Source organism: Streptomyces sp. NPDC037271, from assembly GCF_055603605.1.
In genome coordinates this window covers 369,450-389,821 of the sequence record NZ_JBVJVN010000002.1, presented here as the reverse complement: position 1 = coordinate 389,821, position 20,372 = coordinate 369,450, and the positions used below count along the sequence as shown (strand labels likewise).

15 protein-coding genes and 1 pseudogene are annotated in these 20,372 nt (G+C 75.5%); 7 read left to right on the top strand and 9 right to left on the bottom strand.

Annotated elements, in window-relative coordinates; all coding sequences use genetic code 11:
* The first annotated feature begins 129 nt into the window (after positions 1 to 129).
* From ACZ7G3_RS06400 to ACZ7G3_RS06375, 6 genes and pseudogenes are all read left to right on the top strand, one after another.
* Positions 130 to 2,781 carry a CocE/NonD family hydrolase gene (locus ACZ7G3_RS06400; RefSeq protein WP_470923591.1) on the top strand — a complete coding sequence of 884 codons (2,652 nt, stop codon included), beginning with the start codon at positions 130 to 132 and terminating at the stop codon, positions 2,779 to 2,781.
* On the top strand, positions 2,778 to 3,659 hold the full coding sequence (locus tag ACZ7G3_RS06395; protein ID WP_470923589.1) for an ABC transporter permease: 882 nt from the start codon (positions 2,778 to 2,780) through the stop codon (positions 3,657 to 3,659). Before ACZ7G3_RS06400 ends, ACZ7G3_RS06395 begins: the two co-directional genes overlap by 4 nt.
* A gap of 167 nt (positions 3,660 to 3,826) precedes the next feature.
* Positions 3,827 to 5,443 carry a vWA domain-containing protein gene (locus ACZ7G3_RS06390; protein WP_470923587.1) on the top strand — a complete coding sequence of 539 codons (1,617 nt, stop codon included), beginning with the start codon at positions 3,827 to 3,829 and terminating at the stop codon, positions 5,441 to 5,443.
* 25 nt (positions 5,444 to 5,468) lie between these two features.
* Positions 5,469 to 5,832 (top strand): annotated as a pseudogene (locus ACZ7G3_RS06385) (AMP-binding protein); the annotation flags it as partial.
* Between the two features lie 137 nt (positions 5,833 to 5,969).
* The gene (locus tag ACZ7G3_RS06380; protein ID WP_426602831.1) at positions 5,970 to 6,149 is read left to right on the top strand and encodes a chaplin; all 180 of its coding nucleotides are present in this window, start codon (positions 5,970 to 5,972) and stop codon (positions 6,147 to 6,149) included.
* 140 nt (positions 6,150 to 6,289) lie between these two features.
* Positions 6,290 to 7,111: a chaplin gene (locus tag ACZ7G3_RS06375; RefSeq protein ID WP_470923585.1), complete on the top strand. Its 822-nt coding sequence runs from the start codon at positions 6,290 to 6,292 to the stop codon at positions 7,109 to 7,111.
* 172 nt (positions 7,112 to 7,283) lie between these two features.
* Here the strand turns inward: ACZ7G3_RS06375 and ACZ7G3_RS06370 are convergent, their stop codons facing one another.
* Positions 7,284 to 8,588, bottom strand: coding sequence for a carboxylate--amine ligase (locus ACZ7G3_RS06370; protein ID WP_470923583.1), 1,305 nt, complete (start codon positions 8,586 to 8,588; stop codon positions 7,284 to 7,286).
* Positions 8,589 to 8,729: 141 nt separating this feature from the next.
* On the opposite strand from ACZ7G3_RS06370, the gene ACZ7G3_RS06365 reads away from it, so the two are divergent.
* Positions 8,730 to 10,040, top strand: coding sequence for a glycoside hydrolase family 26 protein (locus ACZ7G3_RS06365; RefSeq protein ID WP_470923581.1), 1,311 nt, complete (start codon positions 8,730 to 8,732; stop codon positions 10,038 to 10,040).
* Between the two features lie 31 nt (positions 10,041 to 10,071).
* Here the strand turns inward: ACZ7G3_RS06365 and ACZ7G3_RS06360 are convergent, their stop codons facing one another.
* The 8 genes from ACZ7G3_RS06360 to ACZ7G3_RS06325 all read right to left on the bottom strand — a co-directional run bounded on the left by ACZ7G3_RS06360 (position 10,072) and on the right by ACZ7G3_RS06325 (position 20,153).
* Entirely contained in the window at positions 10,072 to 11,190 is a 1,119-nt protein-coding gene (locus ACZ7G3_RS06360) for a GNAT family N-acetyltransferase (protein ID WP_426600562.1), read from the bottom strand.
* Between the two features lie 74 nt (positions 11,191 to 11,264).
* Positions 11,265 to 11,996 (bottom strand): YveK family protein, encoded by a 732-nt coding sequence (locus ACZ7G3_RS06355; protein WP_470923579.1) that lies wholly within the window; start codon positions 11,994 to 11,996, stop codon positions 11,265 to 11,267.
* On the bottom strand, positions 11,993 to 13,153 hold the full coding sequence (locus ACZ7G3_RS06350) for a glycosyltransferase (RefSeq protein ID WP_426600555.1): 1,161 nt from the start codon (positions 13,151 to 13,153) through the stop codon (positions 11,993 to 11,995). The genes ACZ7G3_RS06355 and ACZ7G3_RS06350 overlap by 4 nt, the downstream gene beginning before the upstream one ends.
* A gap of 1 nt (position 13,154) precedes the next feature.
* Entirely contained in the window at positions 13,155 to 13,844 is a 690-nt protein-coding gene (locus ACZ7G3_RS06345; RefSeq protein WP_470923577.1) for a polysaccharide deacetylase family protein, read from the bottom strand.
* Between the two features lie 55 nt (positions 13,845 to 13,899).
* Complete coding sequence (gene murJ, locus ACZ7G3_RS06340) at positions 13,900 to 15,639, bottom strand: murein biosynthesis integral membrane protein MurJ (protein ID WP_470923575.1); 1,740 nt, start codon at positions 15,637 to 15,639, stop codon at positions 13,900 to 13,902.
* Positions 15,636 to 17,225 (bottom strand): O-antigen ligase family protein, encoded by a 1,590-nt coding sequence (locus ACZ7G3_RS06335; RefSeq protein ID WP_470923573.1) that lies wholly within the window; start codon positions 17,223 to 17,225, stop codon positions 15,636 to 15,638. The genes murJ and ACZ7G3_RS06335 overlap by 4 nt, the downstream gene beginning before the upstream one ends.
* Before the next feature lie 4 nt (positions 17,226 to 17,229).
* On the bottom strand, positions 17,230 to 18,660 hold the full coding sequence (locus ACZ7G3_RS06330) for a sugar transferase (RefSeq protein ID WP_470923571.1): 1,431 nt from the start codon (positions 18,658 to 18,660) through the stop codon (positions 17,230 to 17,232).
* Entirely contained in the window at positions 18,657 to 20,153 is a 1,497-nt protein-coding gene (locus ACZ7G3_RS06325; protein WP_470923569.1) for a glycosyltransferase, read from the bottom strand. The genes ACZ7G3_RS06330 and ACZ7G3_RS06325 overlap by 4 nt, the downstream gene beginning before the upstream one ends.
* Positions 20,154 to 20,372: the final 219 nt, after the last annotated feature.

The window sequence follows — 20,372 nt, the reverse complement described above, 5'->3', positions numbered from 1 at the left end:
CGCGGCCACCGCCGCCCACTGCCCCTACCGCGCCCGTGGTACGCGGCACGGAGCCGTACTTCCGTGGGAGGGGCGGTGGTTCATCCCCTGGACTGCCTGGTTGTCGGCGGCGGCCCGTACCGTTGACGCATGGATCTTCGACTGCCCCGCGTGCGAGGGCTGCTTCGGGGGCCGCGGCGGATGCTCTCCGCCGCGGCCGCCGTCGTCGTACTCGCCGGCGCCGGGACATGGACGGCCGTCGCCGGCGACGACCCGCCCCCGGTGCACCGCGCCGACCGGACCATGGCCGTGGGCGACGGGGTGCGCCTGGACACCTCGTACTTCACCGCCGGCTCCGGCGGACGCCGCCCGGCCGTCCTGCTCGCCCACGGCTTCGGCGGCAGCAAGGACGACGTCCGCGAGCAGGCCGAAGGCCTCGCCCGGGACGGGTACGCGGTGCTGACCTGGTCGGCGCGCGGCTTCGGCAGGTCCACCGGGAAGATCGGGCTGAACGCCCCGGACGGCGAGGTCGCCGACGTGTCCCGGCTGATCGACTGGCTGGCGGGGCAGCCGCAGGTCCGGCTGGACGGGGAGGGCGACCCGCGCGTGGGCGTGGCCGGCAACTCCTACGGCGGCGCGGTCGCGCTGCTGGCCGCCGGGCACGACCGCCGGGTGGACGCGATCGCCCCCGCGATCACGTACTGGAACCTCTCGGACGCCCTCTTCCCGAACGGCGTCCTCAAGAAGCTGTGGGCCGGCATCTTCGTCAACATGGGCGGCGGCTGCGAGCGGTTCGAGGAAGAGCTGTGCCGCATGTACCAGCGGGTCGCCGAGTCCGGGGCGCCGGACCCGGAGGCGGTGGAGCTCCTCGACGAGCGCAGCCCGCAGGCCGTCGGCGAGCGCATCGACGTGCCCACGCTGCTGACGCAGGGCCAGACCGACTCGCTCTTCCCGCTCGGCCACGCCGACCAGGCCGCGCGGGCGATCCGTGCGGGCGGCGCCCCGGCGGCCGTCGACTGGATCGCCGGCGGACACGACGGCGGCGACCTGGAGACGGAGCGGGTCCAGGCCCGCGTCGGAGCGTGGTTCGACCGCTATCTGAAGGGCGACGAATCGGCCGGCACCGGCCCCGGCTTCCGTGTCAGCCGCACCCTCGGCACCGGCAGCGGAGACGGCGAACCCCGGCTGGAGGGCGTGAGCGCCGACTCCTACCCCGGCCTGGAGAGCGAGCTCCGCCCGGTCGGACTGCGCGGAGGTGAGCAGAGCTTCGAGAACCCGGCCGGCGCCAGTCCACCCGCCGTCTCCGCCCTGCCCGGCATCGGCGGCTCGGGCGGACTCTCCCAGCTCTCCTCGCTCGGCATCGGCGTCTCCCTGGACTTCCCCGGCCAGCACGCGGCGTTCGAGTCGGCGCCCGTCCGGGAGGACCTCCGCATCACCGGCTCGCCGACCGCCACCGTCCACGTGGAGTCCACGAAGGACGACGCCGTGCTCTTCGCCAAGGTGTACGACGTCGGCCCCGGCGGCACCCAGCCGGTACTCCCCTCCCAACTGGTCACCCCCATCCGGGTGGAGGACGTCGGGGACGGCAGGGACGTGAAGATCACCCTGCCGGCCGTCGACCACGAGGTGGAGAGCGGCCACCGGCTGCGCCTGGTCCTGTCCTCCACCGACCTCGGGTACGCCTCCCCGGCCGCCCCCGCCACGTACACCGTCTCCCTCAAGGGCGACCTGGAGGTCCCGACGGCCCTCGGCGACACCGGCCCGGCGGCCGGACTGCCCGCCTGGGTCTGGTGGGCGCCCCTCGCGGGAGCCGCCGTCGCCGCGGCCCTGCTGCTGACCGCCCGCCGCCGCACCACGGCCCCGCCGCCCGACCCCGCACTGGCCGGCGTACCCCTCCAGATCACCGGCCTGACCAAGCGGTACGCCAAGTCCACCGACCGGTACGCCGTCCGGGACCTGTCCTTCCGGGTGGAGCAGGGCCAGGTGCTGGGCCTGCTCGGGCCGAACGGCGCCGGCAAGACGACGACCCTGCGCATGCTGATGGGCCTGATCACACCGGACGGCGGCGAGATCCGCGTCTTCGGCCACGCCATCGCGCCCGGCGCCCCGGTGCTCTCCCGGGTCGGCGCGTTCGTGGAGGGCGCGGGCTTCCTGCCGCACCTGTCCGGCCGGGAGAACCTGGAGCTGTACTGGCGGGCCACCGGCCGCCCGCCCGAGGACGCCCACCTCGACGAGGCCCTGGAGATCGCCGGCCTCGGCGACGCGCTCGCCCGCGCGGTGCGCACCTACTCCCAGGGCATGCGCCAGCGCCTCGCCATCGCCCAGGCCATGCTGGGCCTGCCCGACCTGCTGATACTGGACGAGCCGACCAACGGCCTGGACCCGCCGCAGATCCGCGAGATGCGCGAGGTGATGATCCGCTACGCGGCGGCAGGCCGCACGGTGATCGTCTCCAGCCACCTGCTGGCCGAGGTCGAGCAGACCTGCACCCACCTGGTGGTCATGGACCACGGCAGGCTCGTCCAGGCCGGCCCGGTCGGTGAGATCGTCGGCTCCGGCGACACCCTGCTGGTGGGCACCTTCGCGCGCGTGGACGCACCGCTCGTCGAGAAGGTCGCCGCCCTGCCGGGCGTGGCCTCGGCGACCGCCACCGACGGCGGTCTGCTGGTCCGGCTCGGCCCCGGGGGCACCGCCCGGGACCTGATCGCCGAACTCGTACGCCTGGACGTGCCCGTGGAGTCGGTGGGCCCCCACCGGCGCCTCGAGGACGCCTTCCTCACCCTGATCGGAGAACCGGCATGAGCACGCTGGCCGAACGCGCCGCGCCCGCCGGCCCCCAGGAGGTCGCCGAGGGTTACCGCGCGGGCCGCACGCTGCCCGTCCGGGTCGAGCTGGTCCGGCAGCTGAAGCGGCGGCGCACCCTCGTCATGGGCGGCATCCTGTTCGCCCTGCCGTTCGTCCTGCTCGTCGCCTTCCGCATCGGCGGCGAGCCGGGCGGTGCGAACACCCAGGTCAGCCTGATGGACTCGGCCACCGCGTCGGGCGCGAACTTCGCCGCGGTCAACCTCTTCGCCTCCGCGGGCTTCCTTCTCGTCGTGCCCGTCGCCCTGTTCTTCGGGGACACGGTCGCCTCGGAGGCCGGCTGGTCGTCCCTGCGCTACCTGCTGGCGGCACCCGTGCCCCGCGCCCGCCTGCTCTGGTCCAAGCTGGTCGTCGCCCTCACCCTCAGCCTCGCCGCGATCGTGCTGCTGCCGCTGGTCGCGCTCGCCGTCGGCACGGCCGCCTACGGCTGGGGGCCGCTGGAGCTGCCCACCGGCGGCAGCCTGCCCACCGGTACCGCGGCCGAGCGCCTGGCCATCACGGTGGCGTACGTCTTCGTCTCCCAACTGGTCACCGCCGCCCTGGCGTTCTGGCTGTCCACCAAGACGGACGCGCCGCTCGGCGCGGTCGGCGGCGCGGTCGGCCTGACCATCATCGGCAACGTCCTGGACGAGGTGACCGCCCTCGGCGGCTGGCGCGACTTCCTGCCCGCGCACTGGCAGTACGCCTGGCTCGACACCGTCCGGCCCGAAATGGACTGGACCCGCCTGGCCCAGGGCGCGTCCCTGTCGGTGACGTACGCGCTCGTGCTGTTCGCCCTGGCCTTCCGGGGGTTCGCCGGCAAGGACGTCGTGTCGTAGGGGGCCGGGATGCCGCCGAGGTCACCGGAGGATCACCCACCGGTCTCGGCGGCCCGCCGCCGTGCCCACTTCGAGACGCACCCGTGACGCCCCGTGCCGCACGTTCCGCCCCGCCGCGCCGTCACAGTCACGTACACCGGCGTCAACGGAACCAGGGGGCACGGACGATGAAGCGGTACCGGACACGAAGGCCGATCGGCGCGCTGCTCGCGCTCACGGCGGCGGGCGGCCTGCTGCTCACCGGCTGCCGGGGCGGGGACGACACGGCCCAGGGCGCGAAGGACTCCGCGGCCGACTCCCGGGGCGGCTCGGCCGCGGCGCCCGCGCCCGAGCGCCCCCGCGGCGAGGGCGAACAGCGCCACGACGGCGGCACGACCACCGGAGAGACCGGAGAGACGGGAGAGACGGGAGAGACGGGGGACTCCCGCGATGTCGCCCCCGCCCCCGACCACCTCTCCACCTTCGCCCTCGACGTCGACACCGCCTCCTACGGCTACGCCCGCCGCACCCTCGCCGAGGGCCGGCTGCCCGACCCGTCGACGGTCCGCCCCGAGGAGTTCGTCAACAGCTTCCGCCAGGACTACGACCGCCCCGACGGCGACGGCTTCACGGTGACCGTGGACGGCGCCCGCACCGACGCGGAGGACTGGTCGCTGGTCCGCGTCGGCCTGGCCACGCGGACCGCCGAGCAGGAGGGCGAACGCCCGCCCGCCGCCCTGACGTTCGTCATCGACGTCTCCGGGTCCATGGCCGAACCCGGCCGGCTCGACCTCGCCAAGGATTCCCTCGGCACGATGACCGACCGCCTGCGCGACGACGACTCGGTGGCGCTCGTCACCTTCAGCGACGAGGCCGAGACCGTACTGCCCATGACCCGGCTCGGCGACCGCCGAGGCCGCGTCCACGACGCGATCGACAGCCTGGAGCCCGCCGAGTCCACCAACCTCGGCGCCGGCGTCGAGACCGGCTACGCGACCGCCGTCGAGGGCCGCCGCGAGGGCGCCACCAACCGCGTCGTCCTCGTCTCCGACGCCCTCGCCAACACCGGCGACACCGACGCGGACGCCATCCTCGAACGCGTCGCGGACGCCCGCCGCGAGCACGGCATCACCCTCTTCGGCGTCGGCGTCGGCAGCGACTACGGCGACGCCCTGATGGAACGCCTCGCCGACAAGGGCGACGGCCACACCACGTACGTCTCGGACACCGAGGACGCCCGCGAGGTCTTCTGCGAGCAACTCCCGCGCCACATCGAACTGACCGCCCGCGACGCCAAGGCCCAGGTCGCCTTCGACCCTCGGACGGTCGCCGAGTTCCGCCTCGTCGGCTACGACAACCGCCGGATCGCCGACGACGACTTCCGCGACGACCGCGTCGACGGCGGCGAGGTCGGCCCGGGCCACACGGTCACCGCCCTGTACGCGGTCCGCACCCGGCCCGGCGCCGACGGCCACCTCGCCACGGCCACCGTCCGCTGGCTCGACCCGCGTACCCGGGCCCCGCACGAGGAGTCCGGCGACGTGGAGACCGACGCCCTCGACGGCTCCGTCTGGGACGCGGACGACGACTCCGCCCGGGGCGCGGACCGCGGCCTGCGGGTCGCGGCGACCGCCGCCTACTTCGCCGACGCGCTGCGCGCCCCGTACGACGGTGACGGCTCCCTGCCCGGCGCACCGGGCCTCGGTGAACTCGCCGAACGCGCCGACGCGCTGGCCGACCGCACGGAGGACCCGGAGCTCGGGCGGCTCGCCGAGGCGGTCCGGCAGGCGGACCGGCTGACCTGAGACACACCCCTCACCTCGCGGCACGGTCTACGAGGGCTACGGCCTGACCGAGACCACCGCCGCCACCATCGTCCCGCCCCTGGGCCCCCGGCCCGGCACCGTCGGCCCACCGGTTCCCGGCACGGCCGTGCGCATCGCCGACGACGGCGAGGTGCTCCTCAAGGGCGGGATCGTCTTCGGGTCCTGCCGGAACAACCCGCGGGCCACCGCCGCCGCCCTCACCGACGGCTGGTTCGCCACCGGCGGCCTCGGCTCCCTCGACGTCGCCGGCCGCCCCACCATCACCGACCGCAAGAAGGACCTCCTGGGCACATCCGGCGGCAAGAACGTCTCCCCGGCCGTCATGGAGGACCGCCTGCGCATCCGCCCGCCCGCCGCCCTCAATTGCGCCGTGCGGCATTCGAGTGAATTCCTCGGCGTTTCGCGTTTCTTCGTTTCTCCGGTCGTCACATTCTCGTTGGCAGACTGCAGGTCATGGTGCGAGCCGCCGACACCGGGCTCGCGCGATTTCCGCGGTCATTCACGCATGGCCGCGGAGAAGGGAAAGTACATGAAGAAGAACGCTGCTGACATCGGCTCCCCGGGGGCCCTCTCCGGCAACGCGGTCCAGGTTCCCGTGCACATTCCCGTCAACCTGCGCGGCAACAACATCAACGTCGTGGGCCTGCTGAACGAGGCGTCCGACAACGTGCGCGTGAGCGACTGACGTCGTTCCGCACCAGCCGACCGGCTGCGTCGCCGCCGGCCCGGGCCAACTCGTTTTGGTTCAGGGTCGGCTTTCCTCCTTTCCGCAGCGGTTGTGCAGTCCATCCTTCAGTCATCTCTTCAAGTAGGAAGACAACCAGAGTGCGACAGACCCTGAGCAGGGGGATGGTCGCGGCTGCCGCCGCGACGAGCATCCTGACCCTGTGCGGCAGCCCCGCCCTTGCCGACTCGTCCGCGAACGGCACCGCCAAGAACTCGTCGGGCACCGCGTCCGACAGCGCCGCTCAGGCCCCGGCCGACGCGCCCGCGCACGTCTGCGGCAGCGCCGCCGACGCCGTGAGCACGTTCGTCGCGGCCGCCGGCGACGAGTGCGCGAACCACTCGGACGAGCAGGCCGACGGCTCCGAAGCCCACCGTGCGGCCCACGGCGACGACGTCTCGGCCTACGGCTCGGACGCGGACGGCGGAGACGACGAGAAGGACGGCGAGGACGGCGAGAACGCCCAGTTCCCGTCCGGCCTGCTCGGTTCCCACGCGAGCGGTGAGGCCGAGGCCTCGTCCGGCACCGGTTCCGGCAACCACGCCAAGGCGGTGATCGAGATGCCGTTCGACCTCTGCGGCAGCACCGCCAGTGTGATCGCCGCGCTCAACCCCGTCTTCGGCAACGTCTGCGAGCACGAGGCCCCGGGCGGCTACGGCGACGACGACACGCCTCCGACCACTCCGCCCGCCGACGAGGAGAAGACCCCGCCCGCCGAGGAGGAGAAGACCCCGCCCGCCGAGGAGGACAAGACCCCGCCCGCCCACGAGGCGAAGACCCCGCCGCACAAGGGCAAGGAGCAGCCGCCCGCCCTGGCGGAGACCGGCAGCGAGGTCGCGCTGGGGACCGCGGCCGCCGGCGCCGCCCTGCTGGCCGGCGGTGCGATCCTGTACCGCCGGGGCCGGGCCGCCTCCCGCCGCTGACCCGGGCCTCACCCGCCCCCGCCGCCCCCGGCCGACCTCCCTCGGTCTGCCGGGGGCGTCGTGCCGTCCGGGGCGCCCGCCCCGGCGCGAAGCTCCCCGCCGGGGCCGCACGACGCCCGGCCGGCGACCGCCCCGGCGACCCGCCCTGGCGACCGCTCCGCCGGGCGGCCCGTCAGTGGCTGCCCGCCCTCTCGTCGTCCGGTCGTCCGGCCCGGCCGGTGGCGGGAGCGGGAGCGGACGCCTGGCGGACCACCCGGGCCCGGGCCGGTTCCCCGGAATCCGGGCGGTCGTCCCTCCGGTGCAGGCGGTGCATGCGGTGCAGCAGCCGGGTGGTCGCGTGCCGGCCCCACAGGGGCCACAGGGCCCGGCCGGGCGCCCGGTCGTCCGCGGCGTGCCAGGCCAGCTCACGTCCGTCGGGGGCCCGGCGCAGGGCGCTCAGCGGCGCGTAGTTCTCCACCACGAACGACCGCCCCGGCCGCGGCGCCCCCTGAGGCAGCGGACGGTCGGTCAGGTCCAGGTGCAGGGCCCGTACGACGTCCAGCCCGGCGGCGTCGGTGAAGAGCCGGAACTGGGCGCCGGGGCGGGGGTTGAAGTCGAGCAGGTGGTAGCGGCCCGTCGTACCGCAGCGGCGGAAGTCGAGGTCGAAGATGCCCCGGTAACCCAGCTCCCCGGTGATCCGCTCGGCGAGCGCCTGCACCTGGGGGTTCGGCGTCCAGCGGCCGACCGCCGTCAGCCCGGCGCCGCGCGGCCTGGCGCGCGTCTTGCGGCCGGCACCGCCGGACCGGACCGTGCCCGAGCGGTCCGCGTACCCGTGGGCGAACCAGTCGCGGTCCGGCCCCGGCGGCAGGAACGCCTGGAGCAGCAGCCGGCTGCCCGCCTCCCCGGTCCGCCGGTACAGCTCCCCGGCCTCCCGCGCCGAGCGCACCAGCACGGTGCTGCGCAGCCCGATGCCCGGGGGCAGCAGCCACGGCCGGCTCCACTTCGCCACCATCGGCAGCCCCAGCCGGCGGGCGGCACGGGCGGCGTCGGCCGGACCGTCCGGGACCAGGGTCTCGGGGTGCGGGACGCCAAGGGACGCGCACACGCCGGCCAGTTCCGCCTTGTCGGCCACCCGCTCGGTCAGCGCGCCGGGCAGGTCGGGCAGCAGGTACGCGGACGCCGGCTCCGCACGCATCCGCCCCACCGCCAGGGCACACGCGTCGTCCATCGGGATCAGTACGGCGGGACGTGCGATCCTCGCGGCGACGCGGCGCAGGACCACCGCGATGTCGGCGGGCGACGCGCCGGGCGGCGGCGGAGTATGCAGGCGGCTCACATAACGGGAGACGGCCAGGGGGCTCCGGGCGCAGTCGGCGACCACGTGCACGTCCACCCCCGCGCGGCCGAGCGAACGCACGGCACCCAGCGTTCCGTGGTGAAAGGGATTCCGGTCGATCCGCACCAGTACGGCGGGGACGCGGGTGTCGAACAGCGACACGGGAAACTTCCTTCTTATTCGTTTCGGGTCACCGAAGCGGTCGATCGGCGCACTCGAAAGCCGTAACGGCGGTGGCGTGATGGCATTTCATATGACTGAGTGTCACTAGCTATTCGACTAGGAAAGAGGAAAGAGGCCGGCATGGTCGTACGGCAGTCACGGACCAGGTCCAGGCGGCGGCCGGCATGCGTAGCGGCGGCGGTCGCGGCGGCGGCGCTCCTGGCGGCCGGCCCGGGTGTCGCCGCCGGCGGACCGGCCGCACGTCCGGCACCCCCGCCCGCCCCCGGGGCCCTGCCGGGAGCCGCCCCGGGGGCCGCCGCCCCGGGGGCCGCTCCGGGCGCCGCCCAAGGCGCTGCCCCGGGGGCCGCCGCCGGTTCCTCCGCCGCGTTCGGCGCGTACCTGGACTACGGCCCGCGCGGCGTGGCCCGGATGGCGCAGCTCAGCCACTGGCTGGGCGGCGCCGACCTGCGCGTCGGCCACACGTACCTGCCCGGCGACCGCTGGAGCAACATCGAGGGCGCCCCCGGTTTCCTCGACGTGTGGGCCGACTGGCGCACCGGCGAGGCCGACCGGATGTTCGTCCTCAACGTGCCCATGCTGGAACGCAACGAGGAGGGCCTCGACGACGACGAGGTGCGCGAACTCCTGCGCCGGGGCGCCGCCGGACACTTCGACCACCACTTCAGGGCCCTCGCCGAACGGCTGGTCGAACTGGACGTGCCGGACACCGTCCTGGTCCTCGGCTGGGAGATGAACGGCACCACGTACACCCATCGCTGCGGGCCCGACCCGGAGGCCTGGAAGACGTACTGGAACAGGATCGTCACCACCATGCGCGCGGTGCCGGGCCAGAAGTTCCGGTTCGACTTCACCCCGAGCCGCGGCCGGGACGCCGTTCCCTGGACCCGGTGTTATCCCGGGGACGCCACGGTCGACATCATCGGCATGGATTCGTACGACCAGCCGCGCGGAATGACGTTCGACGAACAGGTGAGGGAGCCGTACGGACTCCAGGCGCACGTGGATTTCGCCAGGGCCCACAAGAAGCCCATCTCCTACCCCGAATGGGGTCTCTTCCGCAACGGCGACAACGCCGAGTACATGCGGCGCATGCTCGCCTGGATGGACCAGCACAAACCCGTGTACAACACGGTCACCGACTACTGCCCGCACGGCGTGTGGCAGTGCGACGACAATCCCCGGTCCACCGCCGTCTACCGGTCCGTGCTCTTCGGCCGCACCGACGAGCCGGCCCCCACCGTCCCGGTGCCGGCCACGCCCACCCCGCCCGTCACGCCCACCCCACCCGCCATGCCGCCCGTGCCGGCGGTGCCGTCCGTCACGCCCGAGCCGGCGGCCGACTGCTCGCCACTGGAGCTCGGCGCCTGGGTCGAGTACTGGCTCGGCGGGAAGCTCTGTGTCCGCCTCGACTGGTTCTCGCGGGACGAGTAGCGGCTCGCGGGGCCGGCGGGGGCGGCGGCGGTCAGGTGCCGCTTCCGCCGCCACCGCCGGCCTCCTTCCGTTCCTTCCGCTCCTTCCGTTCCTGCCGGCGCAGCAGCAGCTCCTTGCCCCGTCGCCGCGCGGTGGCGTCGCACAGGGCCGCCGACAGCAGCGGGGCCGTGCGCCGGCGGGCCAGCAGCAGCCGCTGGTTCCCCACCGGTTCCGGGCGCCAGTGGTGCTTGTACGGCTCGTTGCCCCGCAGCAGGCTCAGCGTGCCGCGCTCCGGGGCCCGGGCGTACTCGGCGCACGCGTCCAGCAGCATCACCGCCACGTCCGCCTTCCGCTCCCGCAGCCGGGGATGGGCGCCGTACAGGTAGCCGCCCGCCAGCCGCCGGGACAGCAGCGTCACGTCCACGGCCACCACCTCGCCGTCCATCCGGAACTCGGTGACCACCGCGTCCCCGGAACGCACCATCGGCCCCACCGCCCGCACCAGATGCTCGCTGAACCGCGTGCGCAGGTGCTCGCCGGTCACCCGCCGCCCCTGCCACTGCAGCCGGTGCAGCTCCAGCAGCCTGCGCAGCGCCGCGTCCACCTCGCCGGGCAGGACGGCCCGGCTCCTGACGCCGAGCGCGTCCAGCCGGCGCAGCTTGGCGCGCACCCGCTGCTGGGCCTTGGCCGAGGGCAGCCGGGTGATCAGCTCGGCCATCGGAGCCGCGGGCAGCTCCAGGCAGAGCGAGTCGGGCACCCGGCGCCGGGGGCCGCGCCAGCGCTCGTAGACCCGTTCGGCGGCGGCGCCCGGCCGCACCTCGCGCAGGTCGATCAGCGCGGTGCGGGCCGCCGCGGACAGGCCTTCGGTGAGCGCGTCCACCGCGTCCTGGCCGCGCGCGTCGTCCAGCAGGACGTCCCCGTAGTCGGAGATCGCCCCGCCCAGCGGCACCAGCGCCGGCACCGGACGCCGTACGAGCGTCAGCGGCGCGGCGGCGACCAGTTCACGGCCGTCGCGGGCCAGCAGCAGCCGCAGCCGGCCGCGTCCGCCGTACGACCGCCACCACGAGTGCAGCCAGGCGTGGCTCTGGAACGGGGTCGCGGCGGCGCACCGGCGGTACAGCCGCCCCCAGTCCGCCGCCAGCTCGGCGAAGCGCCGCTCGTCGGTGACCAGCTCGGTCGTGTACGTCGTCGGGTACGGCGCCGGGCGCCACGCCTTGTCCGTGCCCGCGTACGTCGTCGGGTACGTCACAGCTGTCCGCGGACGTCGGCCGCCGAGGCGGGTCCGGGTACGGCCGCCGTCGCGCGGCCGGGCCCCCGGGCGGCCCGCCGGGGGCGGGCCAGCAGCGCCAGCCCGCCGAGCAGGCCGCCCGCGCTCGCGCCCACCAGTCCCGTCACGGCGGACGAGGCCGAGGACGCCTCGGTGGGCTCGGTGGCGCGCGCGAACTGCCGCAGCTCCACGTGGGTGTCGCCGGCGGAGGTCTCCGCGTGCCGGGTCAGCGCGCGGGCGACCGCGTTGGCCATGTCGGCCGCGTCGGCGGGGCGGGAGGAGGTGGCCGCCACCGAGACCATCGGCGCGTCCGGGGAGGTGGCCGTGCGGACGCTCTCCCGCAGCGTCGACACGGGCACGCCCGCCCACATCTGCGCGTCCCCGAGCACCGCGAGCTGCGTGGCGACCCGGCCGTAGGCCTGTGCGAAGCCCAGCGCGGACGCCGGGTCGGACTGGTCGGTGGGGACGGCGACGACGTAACTGGTGGCCGTGTACTGCGGGGTGGTGACCAGGCCGTAGCCGGCGCCGAGGAGTCCGCCGGCGAGCGCACCGGCCGCGAGGGCGGACCAGGGCGGAAGGGCCCGGGCGCGCGTCCGGGTCCGCGTCCGGACGCGGCGCAGTGCGGTGCGTGCGCGGCCCGGGCGGGTGGGCCGGCCGGCGGGGATCGGGGCCGCCGGGTCGGCCGGGGGCCGGGTGAGGGGCTCGGTCATGCGGAACTCACTCCCTGGGGTGCCGGGGACAACGGGTGCGTGAGGGTGGTCGCGTACACGTCCATCAGCCGGGCGGCGCTGCGGGTGACGCAGTAGTGGCGGGCGGCCTCGGGCACGGTGCGCGCGCCGAAGCCAGGGCCGGCGGCCGCGCGGACCTCGGCGAGGGCGCGGGCGAACTCCTCCTCGCCGCCCGTGACGTGCCGGGCCGTGGGCGCGGCGGCCGGGGGCAGGTCCTCGATCGCCGGGCAGGAGGCGTACAGCACCGGCAGCCCGGAGGCCAGGCCCTCCACGGCCGCCAGGCCGAAGGCCTCCTCCGGCGACGGCGCGGCGAGGACGTCCATCGCGCAGGCGAGCGACGGCAGGTCGGGGCCCGGGGAGCCGTCGGTGACGTAGGGGCGTTCGCCGGTGAGCAGGACCCGGTCGGCGACCCGGGCCTCGTGGGCGGTGCGGCGCAGGACGTGCTCCTCGGGGCCGCCGCCGACCAGCAGCAGCCAGCAGTCGTCCGGCAGCCGGGCCAGGGCGCGGACCAGCACGTCGAACCGCTTGCCCGGGGTCAGCCGGCCGATGCCGCCGACGACGTACGCGTCCTCGGGCAGGCCGAGGCGGCGCCGGGTGCGCAGCCGGGCGAGGGGGTCGAAGCGGAAACGGGCCAGGTCGATGCCGTTGGGGACGACCTCGATGCGGGGCGCGGGAACGCCCCAGCGCCGCAGCCGGTCGGCGACGGTGGGGGAGACGGCGACCGTCGCGCTGCCCAGCCGCTCCCCGGCCAGGTACAGGGCGCGGACGCCCGGGGTGAGCGGGCGGCCTTCGATCTGGGAGTCGCCGAGGGAGTGTTCGGTGGCGACGACGGCGCGGACGCCGGCCAGGCGCGCGGCGAGCCGGCCGTAGAGGCAGGCGCGGTAGAGGTGGGTGTGCACCAGGTCGTAGCCACCGGTGCGGATGAACCGGGTCAGCCGGGGCAGTGCGGCCAGGTCGCGGTTGCCGGTCATGCCGAGGTGCACGACCTTGACGCCGTCGGCCTGCAGTCCGTCGGCGACCGCGCCCGGGTTGGTGAGCGTCACGACGTCGCAGTCGACGGGGAGGTGGCGCAGCAGCAGCCGCAGTTGCTGTTCGGCGCCGCCCACGCCGAGGCCGGTGATGACGTGCAGGGCCTTCACCTCACACCCCCGTCGCACGGCGGCGGCGCAGGCGGTGCAGCCGGGTCTTCAGCAGCAGGCGTACGGCGGTGTCCCGCTGGCCGACGTGTACGCGGGGCAGGGCGTGCGGGCCGGTCAGCGGGCCGGGGTCGATCGCGCAGGCGTAGGCGTAACCGGCGGCCCGCACGGCCTCGGCGGCGCGGGCGTCGACCGTGCCGTACGGATAGCAGAAGCCGGTGACCGGAGCGCCGGTCAACTCCGAGAGCAGTGCCCTGCTCTCGGCGGTCTCGGCCTTCAGCGCGGCATCGTCCGCCTGCGTCAGGTCGACGTGGGTGAGCCCGTGCGAGCCGATCTCGACGCCCTCGGCGGCGGCGTGCCGGATGCCGTCGGCGGTCAGCAGCGGCTTGCGCGGGCCCAGCGGGTCCCAGGCGTTGTCGCCGCCGAGCCGGCCCGGCAGTACGAAGAGGGTCGCCCCGCAGCCCCAGTGGCGCAGGCGGGGCAGCGCGTGCCCGGTGAAGTCGGCGTACCCGTCGTCGAAGGTCAGCCCCACCAGGCCGTGGCCGTCGCCGCGGGCCCGGGCGGCCAGCAGCTCGGCGACCGACACCCCGCGCAGCCCGCGCCGCCGCAGCCAGCCCAGCTGCGCGTCCAGCCGGTCGGGCGTGACCGTGATGCGGTACGGGTCGTCCGTGCGGTCGCCGACGGAGTGGTACATCGCGATCCAGGGGACGACGTCGGCGCGCGTGCGGGCGCCGGGGCGGGTGAGGCCTTCAACGGAATCTGCGGAAGCGGGGGAGGGGGCGGGAGCGGGAGCGGCGGAAGCGGAAGCGGAAGCAGAAACGGCCATGGGGGAGCCTTCGTGTGACGGAGCGGACGAGATCGAGGGCCTGCGCGACGCCTTGGACGCGCAGAACCCGGCCGAGCAGGACGAAGACGCCGACGACGGTCGCCACGCCGACGGCGAGGGAGACACCGGGGGAACCGGCCGGGGCGGTGAGCCGGTCCGTGACCAGCACGGCCGCGACGGTCGCCGCGGCCGCCGCCACCACCGGCCTGCCCAGGTCGCCCAGGACGCGCCGGACGCGGACCGGGACACTGCGCGGGCCCATCCCGGCGAGCAGCAGGGCGGCGGTGACGGTGATGCCGGCGGCGTTGGCGGCGGCGATCCCGGTCACGCCCCACGGGCCGACCGCGCACGCGCCGACGCCGGCGGTGGCGGCGATGCCGACGGCCATCGCGCCGAGCGGGTACCAGCTGGCGCGGCCCGCCGAGAAGTAGGAGCGGGCCAGCGCGCCCACCACGGTCTGGCCGAGCAGCCCGAGCGCGTACACGCGCATGACGGTCGCGGTCGCCGCCGTGTCCGCCGCCGTGAAGGCGCCCCGCTGGAAGAGGAGCCCGACCATCTGGGGTGCGCAGGCGACGACCGCGGCCGCACCCAGCAGCACCAGGGCGGCCGCCAGCGCCACGTCCCGCTCGACGCGGTCGCGGGCCCGTTCGGTGTCGCCGTCGGCCATCGCACGGGCCACCACCGGGAAGGTCACCGTGCACAGCATCAGTGACAGTGTCATCGGGATCTGGGCCACCTTCTGCGCGTAGTTCAGGTGCGAGATGGCCCCGGAGGGGAGCCCGGAGGCGAGGAAGCGTTCGATGAGGATTTGGGACTGGCGGCACAGGGCGAAGAGCAGGACGGTGCCGAACAGGGCGAGGGCCAGCGGACGGGCCTGGTCCGCGACGGCCGACGGCGGCGCCCCGTCGCTCCGGCGGCGCAGCTGCCGCAGCAGCGACGGCAACTGCGCCGCCACCATCAGGACGCCGCCCGCCGCGACCCCGACCGCCGCCGAACGCACCCCCCAGCGCCCGCCGAACACGAACATCGCGGTGATGATGCCGGTGTTGTAGGCGACGTAGATCGCCGCCGGCGCCAGGAACCGGCCGTGCGCCCGCAGGGCGGCGCTGCAGTACCCGGCCAGCCCGAAGCTGACGACGCAGGTGGCGGTGAGCCGGGTGCAGTCCACGGCGAGGGCGTGGTCGGGCAGCCCCGGCGCCAGGGCCGCGACCAACTGGGGCGCGCAGACGACGACCAGTGCGCCGACCGCGACGAAGGCCGGCGCCAGCCGGGGCAGGGTCGACGCGACCAGCGCGCGGACCGGGTCGCCGGGGGCGCCCTGCGCGCGGCGGGCCAGGGCCAGACTGAACATCGGGACCAGAGCGAAGGCCAGCCCGTCCTCGATCAGCAGCGTCGCCGCGAACTCCGGCACCGTCCACGCCACGAGGAAGGCGTCCGTCTCGCGGCCGGCCCCGAACAGCCGGGCCAGCGCCTGGTCCCGGGCCAGCCCGAGCACCGACCCGGCCACCGACAGCACGGCCGTGAGCAGCGCGGCCCGGGCGAGGAAGCCCCCCGAGGACCGGCCCTCGGCGGCCGTCGCGGTGTCCGCCCGGGGCGCGACGGTCCGGGCCGGGGGGACGGACGTCCCGCCCGCCGCAGGAACCGAGGTCGCCTTCACCTTCACCGCGCCGGCACCTCCTCCGTACCGGGGCCGTGACCGGGACCGGAGGCAGTGCCGTGACCGGGACCGGAGTCAGTGCCGTGACCGGGACCGGAGTCAGTGCCGTGACCGGAGCCGGAGTCAGCGCCGTGACCGGACCCGGTCCCGGACTCGGACCCGAGCGCCCACCACGCCGCCAGCCCGAAGCACACCGCCGTCAGCACGGTCGAGGGCCCGCCGATGTCGGCGTACGCGAAGTCGGTCAGCTGCCACACCAGCAGCCCGCAGGCGATCAGCGCGCAGTCCGGTGCGGGCCTCCCGGAACGCCGTACCGCACGGAGCCCGCGCAGCCCCAGGACGAGCAGCGCCAGCCAGCTCCCCGCGAGCGCCACCAGCCCGATCAGGCCCTGTTCGGCCAGGACCAGCAGGTACATGTTGTGCGGGGACAGCAGCGGCTGTCTGCGGTATCCGGCACCGGCGCCCTCGGTCTCACTGCCCGAGGACAGCGCCAGCGACGCGTGTGCGTCCCGGTGTTCGGGAAACCCCTTCAGGCCCACGCCGGTCAGGGGCCGCTCGCGCCACATGCCGCCCGCCGCCGCCCACATCGCGTAACGGTCGGTCACCGACTGGTCGGGCGATGCGGTGACCCGCGCGATGCTCCCCACCCGCTCCTGGAGCATCGCCGTACCGACACCGAACCCGCCCACCAGCACCACCCCCGCCGCGACCGCGGCCGCCCCCACCGTGAGCGCCCGGCGCACCCCGGCGAGCAGCAGCTGTGCCGCGCACGTCACCGCCGTGGCGATCCACGCCCCGCGGCTGAACGACAGGGCGAGCGGCAGCAGCAGCGCGAGCGCGCACCCGGCGGCGAGTGCGCGCTGACGTACGGACGGCGTGCACGGTGTCGACGGCGTGCACGGTGTGGAGGACGTCGATGGAGTCGTTGGCGTGGATGGCGCGGATGGCGCGGATGGCGCGGATGGCGCGGATGGCATGGATGGCGCGGAGGATGGCGTGTATGGCGTGGATCTCCCCGGGGGCCGGCCCAGCGCCAGCCCGACCGCGCAGACCAGTCCCAGGGAGACCACGGTGGCCATCCCCATCACGTCCTGCGGCCCGAAGGTGCCCACGGCCCGGATCTGCTCGCCCTGGTACGAGGCGCCGGTCCCGGTGACGTACTGGTGCACGCCGACCGCCCCCTGCCACGCCGCCAGCCCCACCATCGACCAGGCGAGCAGCCGTGCGTCGTCCCGGCCGCGGATCAGCAGCAGGACGGCGGCGGGGACGAGGACGAAGACCTGGAGGTAGCGGCCGAGCCCGGTGAGCCCGGCCCCCGGCGACACCGCCCCCATGGCGGCGACGGCCAGTCCGGACACGGGCAGTCCCAGCACCACGGCCGCCGTACGGGACAGGGGGCGCCGCCGGTCCCGTACCAGGCGCAGGGCGCAGTACAGCACCACCAGCGCGGAGACCGCGTCGGCCGGGTGCGCGCCGCCCCCGCCGTCCGGTGCGACCGGCAGGGCGAGCAGCGCGACGACCGCGACCACGGCCAGTACGGGCGGCAGCCGCCGTACGCGCACGGCGGACCACAGGGGCAGGGCCTGGGACACTCGCTCAGCTCCCGGTGGGGCGCACGAGCGTGACGGCCGTGCGCAGCAGGATGCAGACGTCCTGCCACAGGGACCAGTCGTCGATGTAGGCGTTGTCGAAGCGGGCCCGGTCCTCGATGGAGGTGTCGCCGCGCAGTCCGTTGATCTGGGCCAGGCCCGTGATGCCGGCCGGCACCCGGTGGCGGGCGGCGTAACCGGGGTAGGTCCGGCTGAACTGCGCCACGAAGTACGGCCGTTCGGGGCGTGGCCCGACCAGGCTCATGTCGCCCCGGAAGACGTTCCACAGCTGGAGCAGCTCGTCGAGCGAGGTACGGCGCAGGAAGCGGCAGAACCACGGCATCCGACGCTCGTCGGCCACGCTCCACCGGGTCGCCGACTCGTGCTCGTCGGCCGGGCGGTAGGTGCGGAACTTCAGCAGCGTGAACGGCCTGCCGTCCTTGCCGATGCGCTCCTGCCGGAACAGTACGCCGGGCCCCCCGATGATCCTCAACGCCGTCGCACAGGTCAGCAGCAACGGGCTCAGCAGCAGCAGCAGCGCCCCGGACACCGTCACGTCCAGCACCCGCTTGCCGGCACCGCCCGCCCGTCGCGCGGCCGGCTCCGGACGCCGGTAGGAGAACCCGGCGATCCGGTCCCGGCCCGGGTACGCGGAGGCGTCCGCGTCGACCTCCCACACCACGCAGCCCGACTCGGCCAGCGTCCGCAGCAGCGGCCCCTGCCGGGCCGGTTCGCAAGGGTGCACGGCCAGTACGTCCCGTACGCCGTTCTGCACGACCGCCCGCCGCACCTCCTCTCCCGTGGTCAGCACGGGCAGGCCGGTGGTGCCGCCCGGGTCGTCGGTGACGATTCCCACGGGGCGCACCCCGCAGCGCGGGTGGCGCAGCACCGCCGACGCCACGCGCTGCGCGGTCGCGGCGGGGCCGGCGACGAGGGCCGCGCGCGGGTGGTTCAGCAGCGCGGCACGGCGCCGCCCGTGCACGACGCCCCGGCCGGCGCAGCCCGTCGCCGCGTGCAGCAGGAAGCCGAGGAGCAGCGTGCGGGCGGACAGCGCGTGCGGTGGGGCGTACGCCGCGACGAGCGCCGCCAGCGACAGCCAGACCACCGCGATCCGGCCGCACAGGGCGGGCAGGTCGTCCAGCACACCCGGCAGCCGTCGGCGCGGGCGCGGACACAGCAGCAGCGCGGCGGCGACCAGCAGGGCCGTCAGCAGTGGTTGGTGCGGGACGCCGGTCAGGGTCAGCGAGCCCGGGACCGCGGCCGCCGTGCCGTCCGCGACGAGCAGCGGCAGCGGGGAGTCCGGCCGTGGCGCGGGGCGCCCGGTGGGGAACCGGAGGCCCCCGGTGCCGGCCCTCGGCGGCAGCACCGAGACGGGGGATGAGGAGCCCGGGGCGCGCGGCTGGCCGGCGGGGGCGGGGACGGTGCTTTCCGCGGTCATGGGTGCGTGGACTCCCTGTACTCGATGGGCACGACCGGCGACCGCCCCACGGTCGTCGACCGGTCGCCGGAGGGGTGGGACGCCGTGGAGGCGGGCCGGTGGCCGGGGAGGGGGCGCGGTTCGGCCGTCCGCCCGTCGTGCCCGCCGTACCCGTCGTGGCAGTCGTGCCCGTCGTGCCCGTCGTGGAGGAGGGCGCGGTACACCGCCGCGACGGCCGCGGCCGTGAGCCGTACGTCGTGCGTGGACAGGACGTGCGCACGCCCCCGGCGGCCGAGCGACGCACGCAGGGGAGCGTCGAGCAGCAGGCCGCTGACGGCGCCCGCCAGCGCCGTCGGGTCCTCCGGCGGTACCAGGCAGTGCGGCGCGAGAGCGGGCGGCAGTCCTTCGCGGGCGCCGTCCACGTCGGTCACAACCACGGGCCGCCCGCAGGCCATCGCCTCCAGCGGGGCCAGCGCCATGCCTTCCCAGCGGGAGGGCAGGACGACCAGGTCGGCGGCCCGGTACCAGGGGGTGGCATCGGCGACGGCACCCGCGAACAGCACGGACGCCGGGTCGGGGTGTCGCGGGCGGGTGGGGTGCGGTCCGCAGCCGTGGGTTCCGGGTGCAGGTCCGGTCCGGTGCGGTCCGTCGCCGAGGAATCCGTACGCCGAGGCACGCGCCGCGAGCCGGGCGCGCTCCGGCCCGTCGCCGACCAGTACCAGCCGGGCCCCCGGCACGCGCGTGAGGACCGACCCCCACGCCGCCAGCAGGATGTCCTGCCCCTTCTGCCGGCACAGCCGTCCCACGCAGACCACCAGCGGGGCGTCCGGGCCGACACCGGCCCGCAGCCGTGCCGGCTCCGGGTCCGCCACGCCGTTCCGGCCTCCGACCGCACCGTCGCGGAAGACCGCACCGTCGCGGAAGACCGTGCCGTCGTGGAAAACCGTGCCGTCGTGGAAGACCGTGTCGTCGCGGAAGCGGTCGAGGTCGATGCCGTTCGGGATCACCGCCCACCGCCCGCGGACCCCGGCCCGAGCCCCCCGCAGCCGCTCCGCCTCGCTCACGCACACCGTCCGCGCCGCCCACCGCGACCCCCACCGCTCCCAGCCGAGCGCGAGCGCCGCGGCGGGCTCCCCGACGGCCTCGAACGACCAGGCGTGCGGCTGGAACACCGTCGGAATACGTCCCCGTACGGCGAGCCGCCCGGCGAGACCTGCCTTCGCGCTGTGCGCGTGCACCAGGTCGGGCCGTACGTCCGCGATCACGCGCGCGAGCCGTCGCACCTCCGGTACCAGCGCGGGACCCGGTGACCGCGTCGCCGCCCAGTGCCGGACGTCGGCGCCCAGCGACCGGAGTTCGCCCGCGAGGGGCCCGTCGGGACAGGCGACCGTGACGCGCAGTCCGGCGGAGAGCTGAACCCGCGTCAGGTCCCCGACGACACGGGCGACCCCGCCGTCCACCGGCTGGGTGACGTGGAGAACCCGGGGCGGGGAGTCGGTCGGTGGCAGGTGCATACGCGTTTCCTCGCTCAAGGAACATGCTCGGGACGGGCGGGAACGCGTCTCACCGCAGGGCACCGTCGCGACACGGTGGACGCGGGCGCACGCGGCGTCCCGCCGGGGAACGAGCCGGAAGACCGGTGGGCGTCCGCCGCGTTCGGAGCTCCCGGAGGGTCCCCTCGGCCGATGTCCCGCAGTGGTGCACGGGGATGCGTCGGATGATGTGGGACTTTA

What these genes read in the sequence shown, in the direction of transcription:
- ACZ7G3_RS06390 (WP_470923587.1), top strand. Translation starts at nt 3,827, where the DNA reads ATGAAGCGGTACCGGACACGAAGGCCGATCGGCGCGCTGCTCGCGCTC.
- ACZ7G3_RS06400 (WP_470923591.1), top strand. Translation starts at nt 130, where the DNA reads ATGGATCTTCGACTGCCCCGCGTGCGAGGGCTGCTTCGGGGGCCGCGG.
- ACZ7G3_RS06345 (WP_470923577.1), bottom strand. Translation starts at nt 13,844, where the DNA reads ATGTACCACTCCGTCGGCGACCGCACGGACGACCCGTACCGCATCACG.
- ACZ7G3_RS06325 (WP_470923569.1), bottom strand. Translation starts at nt 20,153, where the DNA reads ATGCACCTGCCACCGACCGACTCCCCGCCCCGGGTTCTCCACGTCACC.
- ACZ7G3_RS06330 (WP_470923571.1), bottom strand. Translation starts at nt 18,660, where the DNA reads ATGACCGCGGAAAGCACCGTCCCCGCCCCCGCCGGCCAGCCGCGCGCC.
- ACZ7G3_RS06380 (WP_426602831.1), top strand. Translation starts at nt 5,970, where the DNA reads ATGGCCGCGGAGAAGGGAAAGTACATGAAGAAGAACGCTGCTGACATC.
- ACZ7G3_RS06355 (WP_470923579.1), bottom strand. Translation starts at nt 11,996, where the DNA reads ATGACCGAGCCCCTCACCCGGCCCCCGGCCGACCCGGCGGCCCCGATC.
- ACZ7G3_RS06365 (WP_470923581.1), top strand. Translation starts at nt 8,730, where the DNA reads ATGGTCGTACGGCAGTCACGGACCAGGTCCAGGCGGCGGCCGGCATGC.
- ACZ7G3_RS06395 (WP_470923589.1), top strand. Translation starts at nt 2,778, where the DNA reads ATGAGCACGCTGGCCGAACGCGCCGCGCCCGCCGGCCCCCAGGAGGTC.